The sequence below is a fragment of the Streptomyces sp. NBC_00247 genome, from assembly GCF_036188265.1.
Classification (GTDB): domain Bacteria; phylum Actinomycetota; class Actinomycetes; order Streptomycetales; family Streptomycetaceae; genus Streptomyces.
In genome coordinates this window covers 1,886,461-1,905,326 of record NZ_CP108093.1, presented here as the reverse complement: position 1 = coordinate 1,905,326, position 18,866 = coordinate 1,886,461, and the positions used below count along the sequence as shown (strand labels likewise).

16 protein-coding genes are annotated in these 18,866 nt (G+C 71.8%); 6 read left to right on the top strand and 10 right to left on the bottom strand.

The window, feature by feature from the left end:
• Positions 1-157 precede the first annotated feature (157 nt).
• The 5 genes from OHT52_RS07685 to mce form a co-directional block, all read right to left on the bottom strand.
• Positions 158-937 carry an ABC transporter permease subunit gene (locus OHT52_RS07685; RefSeq protein WP_328719386.1) on the bottom strand — a complete coding sequence of 260 codons (780 nt, stop codon included), beginning with the start codon at positions 935-937 and terminating at the stop codon, positions 158-160.
• A gap of 3 nt (positions 938-940) precedes the next feature.
• Positions 941-2,026: an ATP-binding cassette domain-containing protein gene (locus OHT52_RS07680; RefSeq protein ID WP_328719385.1), complete on the bottom strand. Its 1,086-nt coding sequence runs from the start codon at positions 2,024-2,026 to the stop codon at positions 941-943.
• Positions 2,027-2,113: 87 nt separating this feature from the next.
• Positions 2,114-3,052: a cellulose-binding protein gene (locus OHT52_RS07675; protein ID WP_328719384.1), complete on the bottom strand. Its 939-nt coding sequence runs from the start codon at positions 3,050-3,052 to the stop codon at positions 2,114-2,116.
• Positions 3,053-3,247: 195 nt separating this feature from the next.
• A complete protein-coding gene (gene scy, locus OHT52_RS07670) occupies positions 3,248-7,048 on the bottom strand; it encodes a polarized growth protein Scy (RefSeq protein WP_328719383.1) in 3,801 nt (1,266 codons plus the stop codon).
• 165 nt (positions 7,049-7,213) lie between these two features.
• Positions 7,214-7,642, bottom strand: a complete 429-nt coding sequence (gene mce / locus OHT52_RS07665; RefSeq protein ID WP_328719382.1) for a methylmalonyl-CoA epimerase — start codon at positions 7,640-7,642, stop codon at positions 7,214-7,216.
• A gap of 140 nt (positions 7,643-7,782) precedes the next feature.
• On the opposite strand from mce, the gene OHT52_RS07660 reads away from it, so the two are divergent.
• Together OHT52_RS07660 and meaB are read left to right on the top strand one after the other, a co-directional pair.
• Positions 7,783-8,988 carry an acetyl-CoA C-acetyltransferase gene (locus OHT52_RS07660; RefSeq protein WP_328719381.1) on the top strand — a complete coding sequence of 402 codons (1,206 nt, stop codon included), beginning with the start codon at positions 7,783-7,785 and terminating at the stop codon, positions 8,986-8,988.
• Positions 8,989-9,069: 81 nt separating this feature from the next.
• A complete protein-coding gene (meaB, locus tag OHT52_RS07655) occupies positions 9,070-10,032 on the top strand; it encodes a methylmalonyl Co-A mutase-associated GTPase MeaB (protein ID WP_328719380.1) in 963 nt (320 codons plus the stop codon).
• 54 nt (positions 10,033-10,086) lie between these two features.
• Here the strand turns inward: meaB and OHT52_RS07650 are convergent, their stop codons facing one another.
• The 4 genes from OHT52_RS07650 to OHT52_RS07635 form a co-directional block, all read right to left on the bottom strand.
• Positions 10,087-10,563, bottom strand: coding sequence for a MarR family winged helix-turn-helix transcriptional regulator (locus tag OHT52_RS07650; protein ID WP_328719379.1), 477 nt, complete (start codon positions 10,561-10,563; stop codon positions 10,087-10,089).
• 177 nt (positions 10,564-10,740) lie between these two features.
• Positions 10,741-11,526: an AIM24 family protein gene (locus OHT52_RS07645; RefSeq protein ID WP_328719378.1), complete on the bottom strand. Its 786-nt coding sequence runs from the start codon at positions 11,524-11,526 to the stop codon at positions 10,741-10,743.
• Positions 11,523-12,173: an AIM24 family protein gene (locus OHT52_RS07640; protein ID WP_328719377.1), complete on the bottom strand. Its 651-nt coding sequence runs from the start codon at positions 12,171-12,173 to the stop codon at positions 11,523-11,525. Before OHT52_RS07640 ends, OHT52_RS07645 begins: the two co-directional genes overlap by 4 nt.
• Positions 12,173-12,805 (bottom strand): AIM24 family protein, encoded by a 633-nt coding sequence (locus OHT52_RS07635; RefSeq protein WP_328723647.1) that lies wholly within the window; start codon positions 12,803-12,805, stop codon positions 12,173-12,175. The genes OHT52_RS07640 and OHT52_RS07635 overlap by 1 nt, the downstream gene beginning before the upstream one ends.
• A gap of 197 nt (positions 12,806-13,002) precedes the next feature.
• Here OHT52_RS07635 and OHT52_RS07630 point away from each other — a divergent pair, with 197 nt between their 5' ends.
• From OHT52_RS07630 to OHT52_RS07615, 4 genes are all read left to right on the top strand, one after another.
• Positions 13,003-13,353, top strand: coding sequence for a DUF3817 domain-containing protein (locus tag OHT52_RS07630; protein ID WP_266709199.1), 351 nt, complete (start codon positions 13,003-13,005; stop codon positions 13,351-13,353).
• Complete coding sequence (locus tag OHT52_RS07625; RefSeq protein WP_266709201.1) at positions 13,350-13,643, top strand: MTH1187 family thiamine-binding protein; 294 nt, start codon at positions 13,350-13,352, stop codon at positions 13,641-13,643. The genes OHT52_RS07630 and OHT52_RS07625 overlap by 4 nt, the downstream gene beginning before the upstream one ends.
• A 205-nt stretch (positions 13,644-13,848) precedes the next feature.
• Positions 13,849-15,690 (top strand): glycosyltransferase family 2 protein, encoded by a 1,842-nt coding sequence (locus OHT52_RS07620; RefSeq protein ID WP_328719376.1) that lies wholly within the window; start codon positions 13,849-13,851, stop codon positions 15,688-15,690.
• 3 nt (positions 15,691-15,693) lie between these two features.
• Entirely contained in the window at positions 15,694-17,652 is a 1,959-nt protein-coding gene (locus tag OHT52_RS07615) for a kelch motif-containing protein (RefSeq protein WP_328719375.1), read from the top strand.
• Positions 17,653-17,722: 70 nt separating this feature from the next.
• Here OHT52_RS07615 and OHT52_RS07610 read toward each other — a convergent pair whose 3' ends face one another.
• Positions 17,723-18,754 carry a glycoside hydrolase family 6 protein gene (locus OHT52_RS07610; RefSeq protein ID WP_328719374.1) on the bottom strand — a complete coding sequence of 344 codons (1,032 nt, stop codon included), beginning with the start codon at positions 18,752-18,754 and terminating at the stop codon, positions 17,723-17,725.
• Positions 18,755-18,866 lie beyond the last annotated feature (112 nt).

Below are 18,866 nucleotides of genomic sequence, written 5' to 3'. Positions count from 1 at the left end.
GCGCCGGGCGACCGGGGCGACGGCGGGCACATAAGGGCTGTCTCCCGGAGGGCCGAAGCTCCAGGGCCGTGGGCCTCGGTGTCCGCGAGTCTCGGTGTCCGCGAGTCTCCGTGTCCGCGAGTGTCCGCGTCCGCGAGTCTCCGCTCCTCTTCCGCCCTTACGCGTCCCGCTTCCGGAGCACGAGGTAGCCACCCACCAGCGCCGCGACCACCCAGATCAGCATGATGCCCAGTCCGGCCCACGGCCCGTACGGCGCCTTGTCGCTGCCCATCGCGTCCGGGACCACCTGCATGATCTTGGAGCCGGCCTGGTCGGGGAAGTAGCGGGCCACCGTCTTGGCGCCCGGGACCGAGGACAGGATCTGCGAGACGAGGAAGAAGAACGGCATCAGGATGCCCAGCGAGAGCATCGAGCTCCGCAGCATCGCGGCCACGCCCATCGAGAAGACCGCGATGAGGCCCATGTAGAGGCCACCGCCGACCACCGCGCGCAGCACGTTGTCCGCGCCGAGGTCCGTGCCGTGATCACCGAGCAGCGCCTGCCCGAGAAGGAAGGCGATGAAGCTGGTGATCAGCCCGACGACCAGGGCGAGCGCCCCGGCCACCGCGATCTTGCTGAAGAGGAGCGTGCCGCGCCGGGGCACGGCCGCCAGCGAGGTACGGATCATCCCGGAGCTGTACTCCGTACCGACCACCAGTACGCCGAAGACGACCATCGCGAGCTGGCCGAGGATCATTCCCGAGAAGCTGACGAAGGTGGGGTCGAAGGTTGCCCGTTCCGTGGCGTCGAGGTCGTCGAACCGCGACCTGAACAGCGCGCTCAGGGCGGCTCCCATGGCCACCGTGACGACGAAGGCCGAAATGAGCGTCCACGTGGTGGACGAGACCGTGCGGATCTTCGTCCACTCGGAGGTCAGGACCGCGGGTACCGATGCCATCGGTCACACCCCCTTGCCGTCGTTGCGGGCACCGGCTCCGCCGCCGGTGTCGTTCCAGCCGGCACCCCAGCGCCCGCCGGGCTGTCCGGGACCGGGCTGTCCGGGACCGCTGCCCTGCCCGGGACCGCCGGCCGCCCCCGGGAGGACCGCGCCCGCACCGGTCGCGCCGCCGGGGACCTCGGCGTCGCCGTGCGCGTGGTACTCCACCGAACCCGCCGTCATCTGCATGAACGCCTCCTCCAACGAGGCCCGTTGCGGGCTCAGTTCGTGGAGGACGAGCTGATGTCGGGCGGCCAGCTCACCGAGCTGCTCGCTCGTCGCGCCGTCGACCTCCAGGGTGCCGTCCCCCGCCTCGACCGGGGTGAAGCCGCCGGCGGCGAGCGCGTCGCGCAACCGCTCCTGATCCGGGGAGCGCAGCCGCACGTAACTCCGTGAGTTCTGGTGGATGAAGTCCGCCATCGACGTGTCGGCGAGCAGCCGACCCTGACCGATCACGATCAGGTGGTCCGCCGTCAGCGCCATCTCGCTCATCAGGTGCGAGGAGACGAAGATCGTCCGGCCCTCGGCGGCGAGCGCGCGCATCAGGTTCCGGATCCAGTGGATGCCCTCGGGGTCGAGGCCGTTGACCGGCTCGTCGAACATCAGGATCTGCGGATCGCCCAGCAGCGCCGAGGCGATGCCGAGCCGCTGCCCCATGCCCAGCGAGAAGCCCTTCGACTTCTTCTTCGCCACCGCGCTCAGCCCGACCGTGTCCAGTACCTCGGCGACCCGCGAGGCGGGGATGCGGTTGCTCTGGGCCAGGCAGAGCAGGTTGTTGTACGCGCTCCGACCGCCGTGCATCGACTTGGCGTCGAGCAGCGCCCCGATGTACTTCAGCGGCTCGTCCAGCTCGCGGTACCGCTTGCCGTCGATGCGCACCGAACCACTGGTCGGGTTGTCCAGATCGAGCATCATCCGCATCGTGGTGGACTTGCCCGCGCCGTTCGGGCCGAGGAAGCCGGTGACCATTCCGGGTCTGATCCGGCAGGACAAGGCGTCGACGGCGACCTTCTGGCCGTAGCGCTTGGTCAGTCCTTCGAGCTCGATCATGCGTTCACGCTAGAACGGCCGCGCGCCCGGCGCCACCACAAAGGCGGAACCGGGCGCACGAAGGTGGGCCGAGGGTGTGAGGCGGCGTCAGCGGGTCTGCTGGGCCGGGACACCACGGGTGGCGGGCTCGTCCTCCACCGGGGAGGAGGCGGCGGCCACGGCCGCGCCGGTCAGCGTCGCCAGCATCTCGCGGACGTTGGTCAGCTGGGCGTTGATCGAGTCGCGGCGGTTGGTGAGCGCCGCCAGCTCGCGCTCCGACTCGCTGCGGATGCGGTCGGCCTTGGCGTTCGCGTCGGCCACGATGTCCTCGGACTGGCGCTGCGCGGTCTCCACCGTCTGGCGGGCCCGGCGCTCGGCGTCCGTACGGAGCTTCTCGGCCTCCAGGCGGAGCTGCTCCGCGCGGTGCTCGATCTCCGCGAGCCGCTTCTCGGCCTTGGCCTGACGGGACGCGAGGTCGCGCTCCGACTGGTCGCGGCGCTTGGCCAGGTTGGTCTCGAAGTCCGCGGCGGCCTGGGCGGCCTTGGCGCGGGTCTCCTCGAAGAGGGCGTCCGCCTCCTCGCGCTTCTGCTGCGCGTCCTTCTGCGCCTCGGTGCGCAGCGTGGTCGCCTCGCCCTTGGCCTTGTCGACGATGCGGATCCCGTCGTCCTCGGCCTTCGCCTTGCGCTCGGCGGCGAAGTTCTCCGCGTCGTTGCGCACCTGCTGGGCGGCCGACTCGGCCAGCTCGCGGTGCTGCTCGGCGGCACGGCGGGCCTCTTCGCGCAGGTCCTTGGCCTCCTCCTCGGCGAGGCGGAGGATCTTCTCGACGCGGGCACCGAGGCCGGCGTAGGAGGGCTCGGCGTCGCTCACCTGGGCCTGGGCGTTCTGCGTTTCGAGGTGGAGCTCCTCGATGCGCTTCTCCAGGGAGGTGATGCGCGCGAGCGCACTATCACGGTCGGCGACGAGCTTGGTGATGCGGTCGTCCACCTGACCGCGGTCGTAACCACGTCGCACGAGCTCGAAGCCGAAGGGGGAAGAGGGGTCGCTCATGGGTTTCCTGTCGAATGAGACCGGTGAGGTGATAGAGGGAATCCTAGGGGCCAAAGCGGCGTGTCAGCGTGGAGATACCAGTTTGATCTGGAGAATGACACCTCTTTCGGGTGGCGGACCCATGGGACGCTGATCACTCTCCAGGGTGGCCGGGAACGCCGGTCGCGCACCCCGGCACCCGTCCCCGACAGCCCCTCAGCCCTCCGTCTGCTTGCCGCCCGCCCGGGTGCCCGCGCCGGCGGCGGCCTTGATGCCGCCCCCGAGAGTTCCCCCGCCGGCGGCCTTCCCGCCTCCTGCCGGAACCTCGAAAGACTCCAACGCCTCCAGCACGTCCTGGACACGGGAGATCTCCGTATTGATGTCCGCGCGCCTGCGCACGAGGACGTCGAGTTCCCGCTGTCCCTCGTCCACCGTACGCTTCGCCTCGGCCTCGGCCTCGGCCCGCAGCTTCTCGGCCTCGCGGATGAGCTCCGCCTTCTTGGCCTCCGCCTCCTTGAGCAGGGACTCCGCGCGCTTGACCGCCGCGATCCGGACCTTGCCGGCCTCCGAATTCGCGTCCGACAGCAGCTCCTTGGCCCTCTTCTCCGCCTCGTCGCGCTGCTCGGTGGCCACCTTCATCAGATGGTCGACACGCTCGCCGGCGGTCTTCATCTGCTCGGACGTCTCCCGGCGGGCCCGCTCGTGCAACTCCTCGACCTCGGCCTCCGTCCGGGTGCGGTGTTCCTCCGCGCGCTCCCGGGTGGCGGTGGCGTCCCGCCGCGCGCCGACCAGCAGCTCGTCGGCGTCGGTGCGCGCCCGCTCCACCAGGGTGTTGCCCTCGACGGTGGCCTCCGAGGTGATCCGGACGGCCTCCTTGCGGGCGGCGTCGACCATGGTGTCGGCCTGGGCCTCCGACTCGGTGGCGGTGCGCAGAGCCTCCTCGCGCGCCTTGTTGATCAGCTGGTCCGCCTGCTCGGCCGCGTCCGCCCGGCGCTTGGCCGCCGCCTGCCGCGCCTCGTCCAGGACCCGCTCGGCCTCCTCGCGGGCGTCGTTGCCGAGCTTCTCCGCCGCCTCCTCCGCGTCGGTCCGCAGCTTCGCGGACTCCTCGCGGGTGCGGGCCGCGTGCTCCTGCGCCGAGGCCACGGTCTTCGCCGCCTCCGAACGCCGCCGCTCGGCCTCCTTCGTCGCCTCGCCGACGAGCTGGTTCGACGAGTCGGTCGCCTCCTGACGGATGCGCTCGCCCTCGCTCGTCGCCTCCGCGACCAGCCGGTCGGCCTGCACCGCCGCATCCGACCGCATGCGGTTGGCGTCCTCGCGGGCCTCCGCACGGGACCGGGAGGCGTCCTGCTCGGCGGACGTGAGGGCGTCGGACGCCTCGGTACGTACCCGCTGGCTGTACTCCGCGGCCTCCGCGCGCAGCCGCTCGGACTCCGCGATGGCGTCCGTGACGGTCCGCTCGGCGAGCGCCTTCGCCGCGTCCGACTCCTCGGCCGCGACCTGACGGATGCGGTTGGCGTCCTCGCCGGCCCGCTCCCGCTCCGCGGCGGCGTCGGCGCGCAGCCGGTCCGCCTCCTCCCGCGCCTCGGTCCGCGTCCGCGTGGCCTCCTGCTCGGCGGCCGTGCGCTGCGCGGCGATCTCCGTCTCGGCCTGCTCGTGCAGTCCGGCGACCGATTCGCGTACCTGCTGGGCTGACTGCTCGGCGGCGGTGACCATCTCGGCCGACCGGCTCTCCGCCTCGCCGACGAGGCGCTGCGCCTCGGTCTGCGCATCCTCGACCCGGGTCCGGGCGGACGCGAGGAGCTCCTCGCTCTGCTCGCGGGCCCGCTCGCGCTCCTGCCCGGCCTCGGCCCGGGCCGCCTCCAGGGTCTCCTCGGCCGTGCGGCGACGCCGGTTGGCCTCCTCCTGCGCGGCCTCCAGCGCCTCGGCCGCCTCGGCCGCGACCCGCTCGGCGGCGGCAGCCGCCTCGGCCCGCACCCGGTCGGCGGTCTCCTGCGCCTCGGACTTGAGGCGCTCCGCCTCGGTGGACGCCTCGGTACGCAGCCGTACGGCGACGGTCTCGCCCTCCGCACGCGACTGCGCCGCGTCGGCCGCGGCTTCGTCGCGCAGCCGCTGCGCCTCCGCCTCGGCCTGCTCCTGGAGCGTACGCAGCCGCTCGGCGGCCTCGGCGCGCAGCCGCTCGGACTCCTCGGCCGTCTCGCGGCGGAGGCGCTCCGCCTCCGCGCGGGCCGTACCGAGGGCCTCCTCGGCGGAGGCGACCCGGGTCTCGGCGTCGGTGCGCAGCCGGTCCAGCTCCGCCGCGGCCTCCTCGGCGCGGGCCGCCACCTGACGTTCGGTCTCGGCGCGCAGCTCGCCGGCGGCCTCCTCGGCCGCCGCCTTCGTGGACTCCGCCTGCTCCTCGGCCTCCGCGCGCAGGGCCTCGGCCTCGGCGCGGGCGCGCTCCAGGGACTCCTCGGCCTGCTTGCGCAGGGTCGTCGAGCGCTCGCCGGCCTCGGTGCGGACCCGCTCGCTCTCGGCCGAGGCGGAGGCACGCTGCTCCTCGGCGTCCGTCCTGGCCTTGGTCAGCAGCTCCTCGGCGGTGCGGGCACCCTCCTCGATCTGCTGGACGGCCTCGCGGCGGGCCTCGCCCCGGATGCGCTCGCCCTCGGCGACCGCCTCGGAGCGCAGCTGCTCGGCCTCGCCGCGCAGCCGGCGGGCCTCTTCCTGGAGCTCGACCGTCTTGGCCCGGTACTCCTTGGTGCCTTCCTCGGCCGCGCCCTTGAGCTGGTCCGCCTGCTCGGCGGCCTCGCCGCGCAGCCGGTCCGCCTCGGCCTCGGCCTCGCGGCGGATGCGCTCGGCCTCCTCCGCCGCGGCCCGGGTGGTGGAGGACGCGTCCTCGGATGCCTTGGTCAGCACCTCCTCGGCGCTGCGGGCGGCCTTGGCGAGCTGGGCGGCGGTGTCCTCGGCAGCCGCCGTACGCGCCTTCTCGGCGGCCTCGGCGAGGAGCCGCTCCGCCTCGGCGCGGGCGTCGGCGAGGGCCCGCTCGGCCTCTTCCTTCAGGGTCTCGGCGTTCTTGGTGGCTTCGCCGACCAGGCGGGCGATCTCCGACTTCGCGGTGCGGGTGCGCTGTTCGTTCTGCGATTCGGCCCCGGCCAGCGTCTTCGACGCGGCGTCCTTGGCCTCGGAGAGGAGTTTCTCCGCCTCCAGCCGCGCTTCGCGCAGCCGGGTCTCGGCCTCCTGGGCGTGCTGTTCGGCGGAGCGCTGGAGGTCGGTGGCCTGCCGGCGGGCCCGGTCGGCCTCGGCGGTGGTCGTGGACCGCAGTTCCTCGGCGTGCTGGGTGGCCTCCTGCGCCTGGCCGGCGGCGGTGGACAGCATCCGTTCGGCGTCCCGGCGGGCGCGCAGCAGGATCGCCTCGGCCTCGGCGCGGGAGGTCTCGGCCTCGGAGCCGAGCCGCTGGCGGGTCTCCTCGGCGATCCGGGCGGCCTCGCCGCGTGCGGCGTTCACGGACTGCTCGGCCTCGGACCGGGACTCCTCCATGAGCCGGCGGGCCTGGGACTCCGTACGGGCGCGCAACTGCTCGGCCCAGGCAACGTTCTCGTTGACGTGGGCCTCGACGGTCTGCCGGCGTTCCGCCAGCTCCTGGTCGAGGCGCTGGCGGCGCTGGACCGCCTCGTTGTGGAGTTCGGCCTGGAGCCGGGCCTGGTGCTCCGCGTGCTCCTGGAGGATGCGCTGGGTCTGCGCCCGGGCGTCGCGCAGCTCGCGCTCGGCGTCGGCCCGCACCTGCTCGGCCTGAACCTGGGCGTCACGGAGCATCTGCTCGGCCTGGTATCCCAGGTCCGCGCCGCCGTAGGCGGGACGGGTCGCGAGATTGCGCCGAGCTTCGTGCAGCTTGGCTCGCAAGACCTCGACCTGGTAACCGAGGTCCTCGGCGTGCTGGACGGCCTTCTCCCGGTCGGTTTTCAGCCGGTCCATCTCGGCTTCGAACCGCGAGAGGTGGTCGTCTTCAGCTCGGTGGCTCTCCTGGCGTTCGTAGCCCCGCACTGCGCGGTCCCATCCGTCCCCTGGTCGCAACTCTCCACACAGGGCCGCCCGCCGGCGAGCGGCCCCCCGGGGAATGGTGACAGACAAACGACAGGGACGTTTTCACGGCCCCGGCCCCGGCCCCGGCCCGGAACGGCCCACTCTACCGGGCCGGGTATCCGGCGGTCAGTGCTCCGTCCGGGACGTGACCAGTTCGGTGAGGACCCCGTGGCAGTCCTTCGGGTGGAGGAAGGTGATCCGGGAGCCCATGGAGCCGGTGCGGGGCTCGTCGTAGAGGACCCGTACCCCCTTCTCGCGGATGTCCGAGGAGTCCTGGTCCACGTCCTCGGTACCGAAGGCGATGTGGTGGACGCCCTCGCCGTTCTTCTCCAGCCACTTGCCGACGGCCGAGTCGGGCCGGGTCGGCTCCAGCAGCTGGAGGTAGGAGGCTCCGCCGTCGGAGGTGCCGTTGATCCTCAGCATGGCCTCGCGCACGCCCTGCTCTTCGTTGATCTCCGAGTGGTGGACCTCGAAGCCGTACGTGGAGCGGTAGAACTCCACCGTCTTGTCGAGGTCGAAGCAAGCGATTCCGATGTGGTCGATTCGCGTCAGCATGGGACCAGTGCAGCGTCCGGGAGGAGGATTGGCAAGGTGCGCGCGATCACACACGCTGCCGGATGACGGACGGTGGGCGCCTCAGTACATTTTCAAGTCAACCCTCGTTAACCACCCTCACCTCCTTAGGGGCCGTGCCCATGTCAGGAACGACAGGTACCACCACCTCAGTGATCGTCGCGGGCGCCCGTACGCCCATGGGCCGGCTGCTCGGCTCCCTGAAGAGCTTCTCCGGCGCGGACCTCGGCGGCTTCGCCATCAAGGCGGCGCTGGACCGGGCCGGCATCGGCGGCGACCAGGTCGAGTACGTGATCATGGGCCAGGTGCTCCAGGCCGGCGCGGGGCAGATCCCGGCCCGGCAGGCGGCCGTCAAGGCGGGCATCCCGATGAACGTCCCCGCGCTCACCGTCAACAAGGTGTGCCTCTCCGGGCTCGACGCCATCGCGCTGGCGGACCAGCTGATCCGCGCCGGTGAGTTCGACGTGGTCGTGGCCGGCGGCCAGGAGTCCATGACCAACGCCCCGCACCTGCTGCCGAAGTCCCGCGAGGGATACAAGTACGGCGCGATCGAGATGCTCGACGCGATGGCGTACGACGGTCTGACCGACGCCTTCGAGAACATCGCGATGGGCGAGTCGACCGAGAAGCACAACACCCGTCTTGGCCTGGAGCGCGCCGAGCAGGACGAGATCGCCGCCCTCTCCCACCAGCGCGCCGCCGCCGCCCGGAAGAACGGAACCTTCGAGGCCGAGATCACCCCGGTCGAGATCCCGCAGCGCAAGGGCGATCCGGTGCTCTTCGCCGAGGACGAGGGCATCCGGCCCGAGACGACCGCCGAGTCGCTCGGCAGGCTCCGTCCCGCCTTCGCCAAGAACGGAACGATCACCGCCGGTTCCTCCTCGCAGATCTCGGACGGTGCCGCCGCGGTCGTCGTGATGAGCAAGGCGAAGGCCCAGGAGCTGGGGCTCGACTGGATCGCCGAGATCGGCGCCCACGGCAACGTGGCCGGTCCGGACAACTCGCTCCAGTCCCAGCCGTCCAACGCCATCCGGCACGCCCTGAAGAAGGAAGGGCTGACCGTCGACGACCTGGACCTCGTGGAGATCAACGAGGCGTTCGCGGCCGTCGCCGTGCAGTCCATGAAGGACCTCGGCATCACCTCGGAGAAGGTCAACGTCAACGGCGGGGCCATCGCGCTCGGCCACCCGATCGGGATGTCCGGCGCCCGCGTGGTGCTGCACCTGGCCTTGGAGCTGAAGCGGCGCGGCGGCGGCACCGGTGCGGCGGCGCTCTGCGGCGGCGGCGGTCAGGGCGACGCGCTGATCATCCGCGTACCGGGCAAGTAGTGCCGCTGACGCGGCAGCAGTACGGGTGGCCCACGGGCCCGGCGGTGCGGCACGGTACTCGGTGACAGGAACGGAGCGGTGATGGTGGACGTCCCCACCCTGGTGGAACAGGCACGGCGGGGCGGGCCGCGTGCCGTCGCCCGGCTGATCTCGCTGGTGGAGGGGGGCTCGCCGCAGCTGCGCGAGGTGATGGCGGCGTTGGCCCCGCTGGCCGGGCACGCGTACGTCGTCGGGCTGACCGGCTCGCCCGGGGTCGGCAAGTCCACCTCCACCTCGGCGCTGGTCACCGCGTACCGGAAGGCCGGCAAGCGGGTCGGGGTGCTCGCGGTCGACCCGTCCTCGCCGTTCTCCGGCGGGGCACTGCTGGGCGACCGGGTGCGGATGTCGGACCACGCCTCGGACCCCGGGGTCTACATCCGGTCCATGGCGACCCGGGGCCACCTGGGCGGCCTCGCCCGGTCGGCGCCGCAGGCCGTCCGGGTGCTGGACGCGGCGGGGTGCGACGTGGTGCTGGTGGAGACGGTCGGGGTGGGCCAGTCCGAGGTGGAGATCGCCTCACAGGCCGACACCTCGGTGGTGATGCTCGCGCCGGGGATGGGCGACGGCATCCAGGCGGCGAAGGCCGGAATCCTGGAGATCGGCGACGTGTACGTGGTCAACAAAGCGGACCGGGACGGCGCGGACGCCACCGTCCGGGAGCTGAACCACATGCTCGGCCTCGGGGAGTCCCGGGGCCCTGGTGACTGGCGGCCCCCGATCGTGAAGACGGTGGCCGCCCGGGGCGAGGGCGTCGACGAGCTGGTCGAGGCGCTGGAGAAGCACCGGGCGTGGATGGAGGAGCACGGGGTGCTCCTCGCCCGGCGCACCGCGCGGGCGGCCCGGGAGGTGGAGACGATCGCCGTCACCGCCCTGCGCGAGCGGATCGCCGACCTGCACGGCGACCGTCGGCTCGAAGCGCTGGCGGAACGCATCGTGGCGGGCCGGCTCGACCCGTACGGCGCGGCCGACGAACTGGTCGCGGGGGTCACCTCGGCAGCGCCCTGAACGGGCCGCGCGTACCGGGGGTGCCGTGCGGGCCACCCCCGGTACGGACCGCGGTCACGGCCGGCCGCGCCGTCCGCGCAGATGGTCCGCGATCGGGGTGAGGGCCGCGTGCAGTTCGGCCAGGGCCTCGGGGGTCAGCAGGTCCATGAAGTGCTTGCGGACGGAGGCGACGTGGTACGGCGCCACCTTCCGCATCGTCTCCCCGCCTAGGTCGGTGAGGACCGCGAAGAGTCCGCGCCGGTCCGACTCGCAGTTCTCGCGCTGGACCAGCCCGGCGGTCTCCATCCGGGTGATCTGGTGCGAGAGCCTGCTCTTGGACTGGAGGGTGAGCGACGCGAGGTCGCTCATCCGCAGCCGCTGGTCCTCGGCCTCGGACAGGTTGACGAGGATCTCGTAGTCGTTCATGGTCAGGCCGAACGGCTGGAGGTCTTTCTCCAGCTGGTGCGTCAGCAGCCTGCTGACGTCCAGGTGGGTGCGCCAGGCACGCTGTTCCGCGTCGCTCAGCCAGCGTGTGGCCGTCTCGGTCTCCATATATGGATTCTACCTAAGAAGTTGAAAGCCGGACGAAGTGGGGGGCGTGACTCCCGGCACTCACCCCGGCATCCGCCGCCGGCCGCCGGGTCGCACGCGGCACGCGCCGCACTACGGGCACGGGAAAGGCCGGGCCCCGGGGCGTACCCCTGGGAATCACGCTCCGCAGAGTACCGCTCACAGGCCGAACCGACGCTGGAGATCCCCCAGCTGGCCGGGGAGACGGGGTGCGGACCCAGGTTGACCCCCGCCGGGGACGCCGGGGCGGCCCCCGCCCGGGACCCCCGCCTCCACCGGAACCGCGCCCACCGACTGCTCGGCCATCAGCACCTCGGTCGACTGCAGCAGCACCGTCCCCGCACCCACGAACTCGAACTGGTGCTCCTCGCCGGACGTCCCGCCGATCCCCGTCAGAGACCGCAGCCCGCCCATCACGCCCCGCATGTACCCGTGGTCGTAGTGGTGGCACGGGGACGGGCAGTCCGCCCAGCCCACCAGGGCCTGCGGGTCCACCCGCAGCGGCGGCTCCATGAAGACCACCGGCCCGTTCGAGGCCGCCACGAACTTCCCCGTACCGATCAGCGTGAGGAACCCCGGCACGATCGACTGCTTCAGCGCCAGGGATGGCTGGAAGGCCAGCAGGTTGCCGGAGCGGATCGTGAGGTTGCCGTTGTCGAGGTCGTAGGAGTTGACGTCGAAGGCACGGTCCGCGAGCAGCATCTTGCCGCTGCCCTCGGCCACCACCCAGTCGCTCGCGTGCATCGGCGAGTGGAAACTCGTCCGCAGCAGCCGGTCGAAGCGGCCGTTGCCCACCCCGTCGAAGTCGATGCGCCCGTAGTAGGCGATCATCTTCCCCTTCTGGAGGAACCACTGACTGCCCTTCAGCTCCACGCAGAAGGTGTACGCGTTGACGTTGTCGTCCGACGGCAGCGTCGTCGGATCGAAGATCACGGGCGTGCTCACAGCTTCTCCTCCGACGCCTGGACGTACACCGCACCACTGCCGCTGAGCTCCAGCTGGAACGCCTCGCCCGAGCCGCGCCCCACCATGTCGCGCCAGCCGAGCGCGGTGGAGAGCTTGTTGCGTACGTCCCCGTGGTGGGCGACGTACGCCTGCGGGTCCACGTGCACCTCGCGGCCGGGCGTGATCGGCAGCTCGATCACGCCGCCGTGGGCCATCACCGCGACCGCGCCGTGCCCCTTGAGGGTGGTGGTGAACAGGCCCTGGCCGGTCACCTGGCCGCGCACCATCCCCATCACCCCGCCCTGCGAGCCCATGAACATCGTGCCCTGCTGGAGCGTGCCGTCGAACGCCAGCAGCCGGTCGGCCTCGACGTGGAGGGTGTCGCCCGCGAGGTTGATCACCTGGATGTGGTGGCCGCCGTGGCCGAACATCACCGTGCCGCTGCCCTCCACCGTCATCAGCGGGGTCGCCTCGTTCGCCACCCGCCGGCCGATCATCGACATCAGCCCGCCCTGGCCGCCCTGCACGTTCGGGGTGAAGGAGACCTCGCCCCGGTAGGCGAGCATCGCGCCGCGCTGGCTGTACATCTTCTGACCGGGGACGACCGTCGCCTCGATCATCTTCGAGTTGATCTCACGGAACGGCATCAGACGTCGCCCCCGATCGTGTTCCGCTCGCTGGGCTGCACGTACACGAGCCCCTCGCCCTCGAAGCGGATCTGGAAGGACTCCCCGGAACCCTCGCCCATGAACGTGCGGAAGCTCACCCCGGACTGGAAGTGCTGCTGCAGGTCGCCCTGGTGGGCGATGTAGGCGCCGGGGTCGACGTTCAGCGGGTACTGCCGGGTCACCCGGAGCACCACCGCCGAACCGTCCGACATGATCGCCGCCTGCCCGGTGCCCTCCACCGTCGTGGTGAACAGGCCGTTTCCGGTCGCGCCCCCGCGCAGCCCGGTGAAGCTGGTGCCGGTGCGCAGACCGGCGTCCGTGCAGAGCAGATTGCTCGCCTCCACCCACAGCTTCTCGCCGCGCAGCGACACGAGATTGATCTCGCTCGCCCGGTCGGCGAAGTAGCAGGTGCCCTGCCCCTGCACCTCCATCACCGTCATCTGTTCGCCGGTCAGCCTGCGGGTCACCATGCCGCGCAGGCCCTCACCGCCGCCGGACAGTTTCTTGAACGCCATCCGGCCGTCGTACGCGACCATCGAGCCGTTCTTCGCCTTCACGGCATCGCCCGTCAGATCGACGGCGAGCGTCTTGCTGCCTTGGAGTCGGAACATCGCCACGGACCGACGGTAGCCGCCCGCACGGCGCCCGGGCCAGTGTCCGGGAAAGGATCACGGACCACGCCCCGTCCCGCGCGCACCACCCTCCCCGTACGCCCCCGGGGCAGGAGGGTCCGGCGGACGGTGCACAATGGGGGCGGCTTGTGCATGCGTTCACAAGCCGTGACGACCCTCCCACCGAAGGTGCCCCCGTGGACATCAAGACCGCTACCGCCCTGCACCGGCTGCGCCTCATCTCGATTCCCGAGGCGCTCTCCTTCCCGGCGCTGATCATCTTCGGATCGATCCTCAGCCGCGTCTCCGACATCGACTTCCTGATGATGCCGCTGGGCGCCCTGCACGGTCTCCTTTTCGTGATCTACGTCCTCTTCCTGCTCGACGTGTGGATCAAGGCGAAGTGGCCCGTCAAGCGGGTCGCCCTCTTCTTCCTGCTCTGCCTCCTGCCGTTCGGCGGGCTCTACGGCGACAAGCTCCTCAAGCGGTACGAGACGGACGGCGTCATCGCCGCCCGCGCCCGCCGCGAAGGCACGGTGAACGCGTGATCGTCGCCTTCTCGGTCTCTCCGCTCGGTGTCGGAGAGGACGTCGGCGAGTACGTCGCCGACGCCGTGCGCGTCGTCCGCGAGTCCGGACTGCCCAACCGCACCGACGCCATGTTCACCTCGATCGAGGGTGAATGGGACGAGGTGATGGACGTCGTCAAACGTGCCGTCGCCGCCGTCGAGGCCCGTGCCGGACGTGTCTCCCTCGTGCTGAAGGCCGACATCCGACCCGGCGTCACCGACGGACTCACCTCCAAGGTCGAAACCGTGGAACGGTACTTGGCCACCTGACGCCCCGTCCGTTCCCGCATCGCGCCGTCCCCCCGAGGAGCCCCCCGCCGCAACACGGCGGGGGGCTCCTCCCGTTCCGGGTGCGACCCGCCCGGGACACGCCGCGCCGCGCGCTCTCGAACCCCTCACTCGGCCCTGTCGAGTCGCCCCGTTGCGAAAGATCCACTTATGTGGTGAGACAAACCGGTTCGACATAGGAGGCACGGTGCGGTCGGAGGTCTACGACTACGACTCCCACTCCCGGCTCGCGGGTCCGCTCACGGAACCGGAAGGACCGGCGTACCGGGTCCGGTACCGGAGCCTCCTCGCGGCGGAGAAGCGGCGCGTCCGCGCCGTGCTCCTCATGACCCTCGCCCCGGTGCTCACGGGGCTGCTCCTGCTCTATCTGGTCTGGCCGACGCACTGGACCCGGCGCGAGAACGGCGAGCACTGGCTCGTCGCCGCCGACACCGCGATGCTCGTCTCCATCGCGCTGATCGAACTCTTCGTGCTCGTCAACGTCGTCTCGGTCGCGCACGCCACGATGGTCGCCAGGGACCCGGTGCCCGTCGTCCCCGAATCCGGCACCAAGGTCGCCTTCGTCACCACGTACGTACCGGGCAAGGAACCCCTCTCCATGCTCCGCGCCACCCTCCGGGCCGCCGTACGGCTCCGGCACGACGGACCGCTGGACGTCTGGCTGCTCGACGAGGGCGACGATCCGGCGGCCAGGGCGCTCTGCGCGGAACTCGGCGTCCACCACTTCACCCGGCGCGGCGTCCCCGAGTGGAACCGCCCCGAGGGGACCCACCGGGCGAAGACGAAACACGGCAACTACAACGCCTGGCTCGACGCGCACGGCGACGCCTACGAGTTCTTCGCCTCGGTCGACACCGACCACGTGCCGCTGCCCGACTTCCTGGAGCGCATGCTGGGCTGGTTCCGCGATCCCGACACCGCCTTCGTCGTCGGCCCGCAGGTCTACGGCAACTACGACGCGGCCGTCACCAGGGCCGCCGAGTCGCAGCAGTTCCTCTTCCACGCCCTGATCCAGCGCGCCGGCAACCGCTACGGGGCGCCCATGTTCGTCGGCACCAACAACGTCGTCCGGATCGCCGCACTGCGCCAGGCCGGCGGGCTGTACGACTCGATCACCGAGGACATGGCGACGGGCTTCGAGATCCACCGCCGCCGCAACCCGCTCACCGGCCGCCACTGGCGGTCCGTGTACACGCCGGACGTGCTGGCCGTCGGTGAGGGCCCGTCCTCCTGGACCGACTTCTTCACCCAGCAGCTGCGCTGGTCGCGCGGGACGTACGAGACGCTGCTGCGGCAGTACGTCAGGGGGCTGTTCCGGCTGCCGCCGGGCCGGCTCCTCAACTACACCCTGATGCTCGTCTACTACCCGATGACCGCCGTCAACTGGCTGCTCGGGGTGTTCAGCTGCGTGCTCTTCCTCTGGCTCGGCGCCTCCGGCACCGAGGTGTCCGCCTCCCTCTGGCTGATGCTCCACAGCGACGCGGCGGCCCTCCAGATCGGGCTCTACCTCTGGAACCGGCGGCACAACGTCTCGCCGCACGAGCCGGAGGGCTCCGGCGGCATCGCCGGCATGGCGATGTCCGCCCTCTGCGCGCCGATCTACCTGAAGTCCCTCGGCGCCGCCGTGCTGCGGACCAGCGGGCGCTTCGTCGTCACGCCCAAGGGCGGCGCCACCAGCCCGGACCGGCTCCTCACCTTCCGCGTCCACCTCTTCTGGGCCGCCGTGCTGCTGGTCTCGCTCGCCGCGTCCGTACCCCTGCACCACACGCACGCGGCGATGCGTACCTGGGCCGTGCTGGCCGTGGCCGTCGCGCTCTCCCCGGTCGCGGTGTGGGCGTACACCGACCGGCGGGCGGCACACCCGGCACGGCCCCGCCGGAGTGCCCGGCGGACGGTCCCGCGCCCGGCCCCGCACCCGCTGACCGCCGAGGCGACCTTCATCACCACCACGACGACCACGCCGCCGAGCGCGCCGACGACCGGTGCCGCCCTCGCCGAACCCGTACGCAGCACCGCAGGAGGGAACTGACCCATGCCCCACCGGCCCACCAGACGGATCAGGAGGGCGGTCCTCGGCAGCGGGGCCGTCGTCGTGCTCGCGGGGCTCAACGCGCCCGCGGCGCTCTCGTTCGCCCAGGACCAGTACCACGCCTACAAGATCGCCCAGCCCGGCTACCAGGCGCGGTACGGCTCCTGGCAGCGGGTGGACATCCCCAAGAGGTACCGGACCAACGCCGTCCACGCCGCGCTGCTCCACACCGGCAAGGTGCTGATCGTCGCGGGCTCCGGCAACAACCAGCGGCACTTCGACGCGGGAACCTTCGACACGGTCCTGTGGGACCCGGTGGCCAACACCTTCAAGAAGGTCGACACCCCGGTGGACTTCTTCTGCGGCGGCCACGCGGCGCTCCCCGACGGCCGGCTGCTGGTGGCCGGTGGCACCGCCCGCTACGAGGTGCTCGACGGCGAGGTCTCCCGGGCCGGGGGCGGGATGCGGGTGAAGAACGAGAACCCGGACAAGGCGCTGTTCCTGAAGAAGGGGACGGTCTTCCGCTCACCCTCGGGCATCGAGTACCGCTCCCTCTTCGACGTGACCGTGCCCCGGGCCGCCAAGCGCGGCTTCGCCGTCAGTTACTACGCCGACGGCGGGATGAAGCCGTGGAAGAGCAAGGTGACCGCCGGCGAGGAGCGGGTCTTCGTCGAGGCGGTGGAGAGGGGCCCGGACTCGGCGACCACCGACTCCGCCCAGTACGAGATCGAGGGGCTCACCGGCACGGACGCCGACAACTCCTACGGCCTGGCCGAGAAGATCACCACGCAGAAGCAGGACTTCCAGGGCATCCGCGCGGCCTACGAGTTCGACGCGCTCGCCGAGAAGTACATCAAGGTCGACCCGATGAAGGAGGCCCGCTGGTACCCGACGCTCGTCGGGCTCGGCGACGGACGGGTGCTCGCGGTCTCGGGGCTCGACGACGTCGGCGAGATCATCTCCGGCGACACCGAGATCTACGACCGGGCGACGAAGAAGTGGTCCAAGGGGCCGTTCCGCTACTTCCCGACCTACCCCGCCCTCTTCCTCACCAAGGGCGGCAGGCTCTTCTACCCGGGCGCCAACGCCGGTTACGGCCCGGCGGACAAGGGGCGCGCCGCCGGGCTCTGGGACCTGCGCAAGAACACCTTCAAGGCGGTCGGCGGGCTGAGGGACCTCGACGCCACGGAGACGGCCTCCTCCCTGATGCTGCCCCCGGTCCAGGACCAGAAGGTGATGATCCTGGGCGGCGGCGGTGTGGGGGAGTCGAAGGTGTCGACCGCCCGCACCGCGATCGTGGACCTCAAGGCGAAGAACCCCGTCTTCCGGGCGGGCCCCGACCTGCCGCAGGGCACGCGCTACCTCAACAGCGTGATCATGCCGGACGACACCGTCTTCACCACCGGCGGATCGAGCGACTACCGGGGGCGCGGCGACAGCAACATCCTCAGGGCGCAGACCTACGACCCGAAGACCGGCGAGTTCATCGAGACGGCGGCCCCCACCATCGGCCGGAACTACCACTCGGAGGCACTGCTGCTGCCCGACGGGCGGGTGGCGACCTTCGGTTCGGACTCGCTCTACGGCGACAAGGCCAACACCAAACTGGGCACGTTCGAGCAGCGGATGGAGGTCTTCACCCCGGCCGTGCTCCACCGTGCGGGCGGCGACCGGCCGGTGATCGGCGCCGGGCCCGGGGAAGTCGAGCGCGGTGACACCGTCACGTACGCGGTGACCGGCGGCGGACGCATCGCGACGGCCCGGCTGATGCGGCCGAGCGCCGTCACCCACACCACCGACGTGGAGCAGCGTTCGATCGCGCTGGAGCCCCGCAGGAGCGAGGGCAGGATCACCGTCACGGTGCCCGGGGACAGCACCCTGGTGCCGCCCGGCTGGTACATGCTCTTCGTCACGGACACCGACGGCATCTCGTCGGTGGCGAAGTGGGTCAAGGTCGGCTGAAGCCGCCCGGATGCGGGAGGCCCCGGTCACCGCCGTATCCGGCGGCCACCGGGGCCTCCCGCACACCCGCTCAGGACCCCGCGGCCCGGGCCAGGCCGAGCGCGTAACCCGGCCACCAGGCCCCGGCCGCCGGGCCGCCCCGGCAGGGGCCGTCGGAGTCGCCCGGACGCTTGATCCAGAGGTACGCGTCCAGCCGCTCGTCCCCGGTGGCGGTGGTCGGGGGAGTGCCCAGGGCCCGCCCCGGCGGGTTGCACCAGGCTTCCGACCGGCCACCGGAGAGCGGGCCGCGGCCGTTGCGGCTGCTGTCGATCACGTAGTGCGCGCCGTCGAGGAGGGCGGAGAGCCGCGCCCCGTACGCCTTCACCGTGTCGTTCGTCTGGAAGTTGGCGACGTTGAGCGAGAAGCCGTCCGCCCGGCCGACGCCGGCCCGGCGGAGCGGTTCGACCAGCTTGCCCGGGTCGGCGAGCCACTCCGGGTTGCCGGCGTCCAGATAGACCCTGGTCTCCGGGCGGGCCTTGAGGGTGTCCACCGCCGCGGCGAGCAGATCGAGCCGCTCGGCGTGCTTCTCGGGCGGGGTGCAGCCGTCCACGACGTGCGCGACGGCGTCGGGCTCCAGGACCACCGTCGCCGGGGCGTCCCCGATGGCCGCGGCGAACCGCTCGATCCAGCTCCGGTACGCGTCCGGGTCCGACGCCCCGCCGGCCGAGTAGGCCCCGCAGTCGCGGTGCGGGATGTTGTACGCGACGAACAGCACCCTCTGCCGCGAGGCCGAGGCGCCCCGCACGGCGGTGCGGATGTCATCCTCCGGGTCGTCGCCGGCGGGCCAGTCGGCCACCGGGTGGGTGGAGATCCGCTCCAGCAGCTTCGCGTCCGCGAGGCGCCCCGCCTCCTCCCAGGCGCTGACCTGACGGGCGGCGTCGCTCTCCGGGTCCACCCAGAAGGGGGATGACGCGGACCCGCCCCGGTAGGCGTCCGCGGTGCTCGCGGCGGGTACCTCCGCGCTCCCGGACGGTGTCCCCGGCGGGGACGAGCAGCCCACCGCGAGAGCGGCCGAGACGGCCACGGCGGCGGAGACTGCGGGCAAGATCCTGCGGCCGGACATCCAGCCCCCTGACGGTGGCTCTACACGGTGGCTTACGGGGAGACGGGCGCGAAGCGGGACACCCGTGCGGGGCACGCCCGGCGGCGGCCCCGCGAGATACAGAGATGCCGCC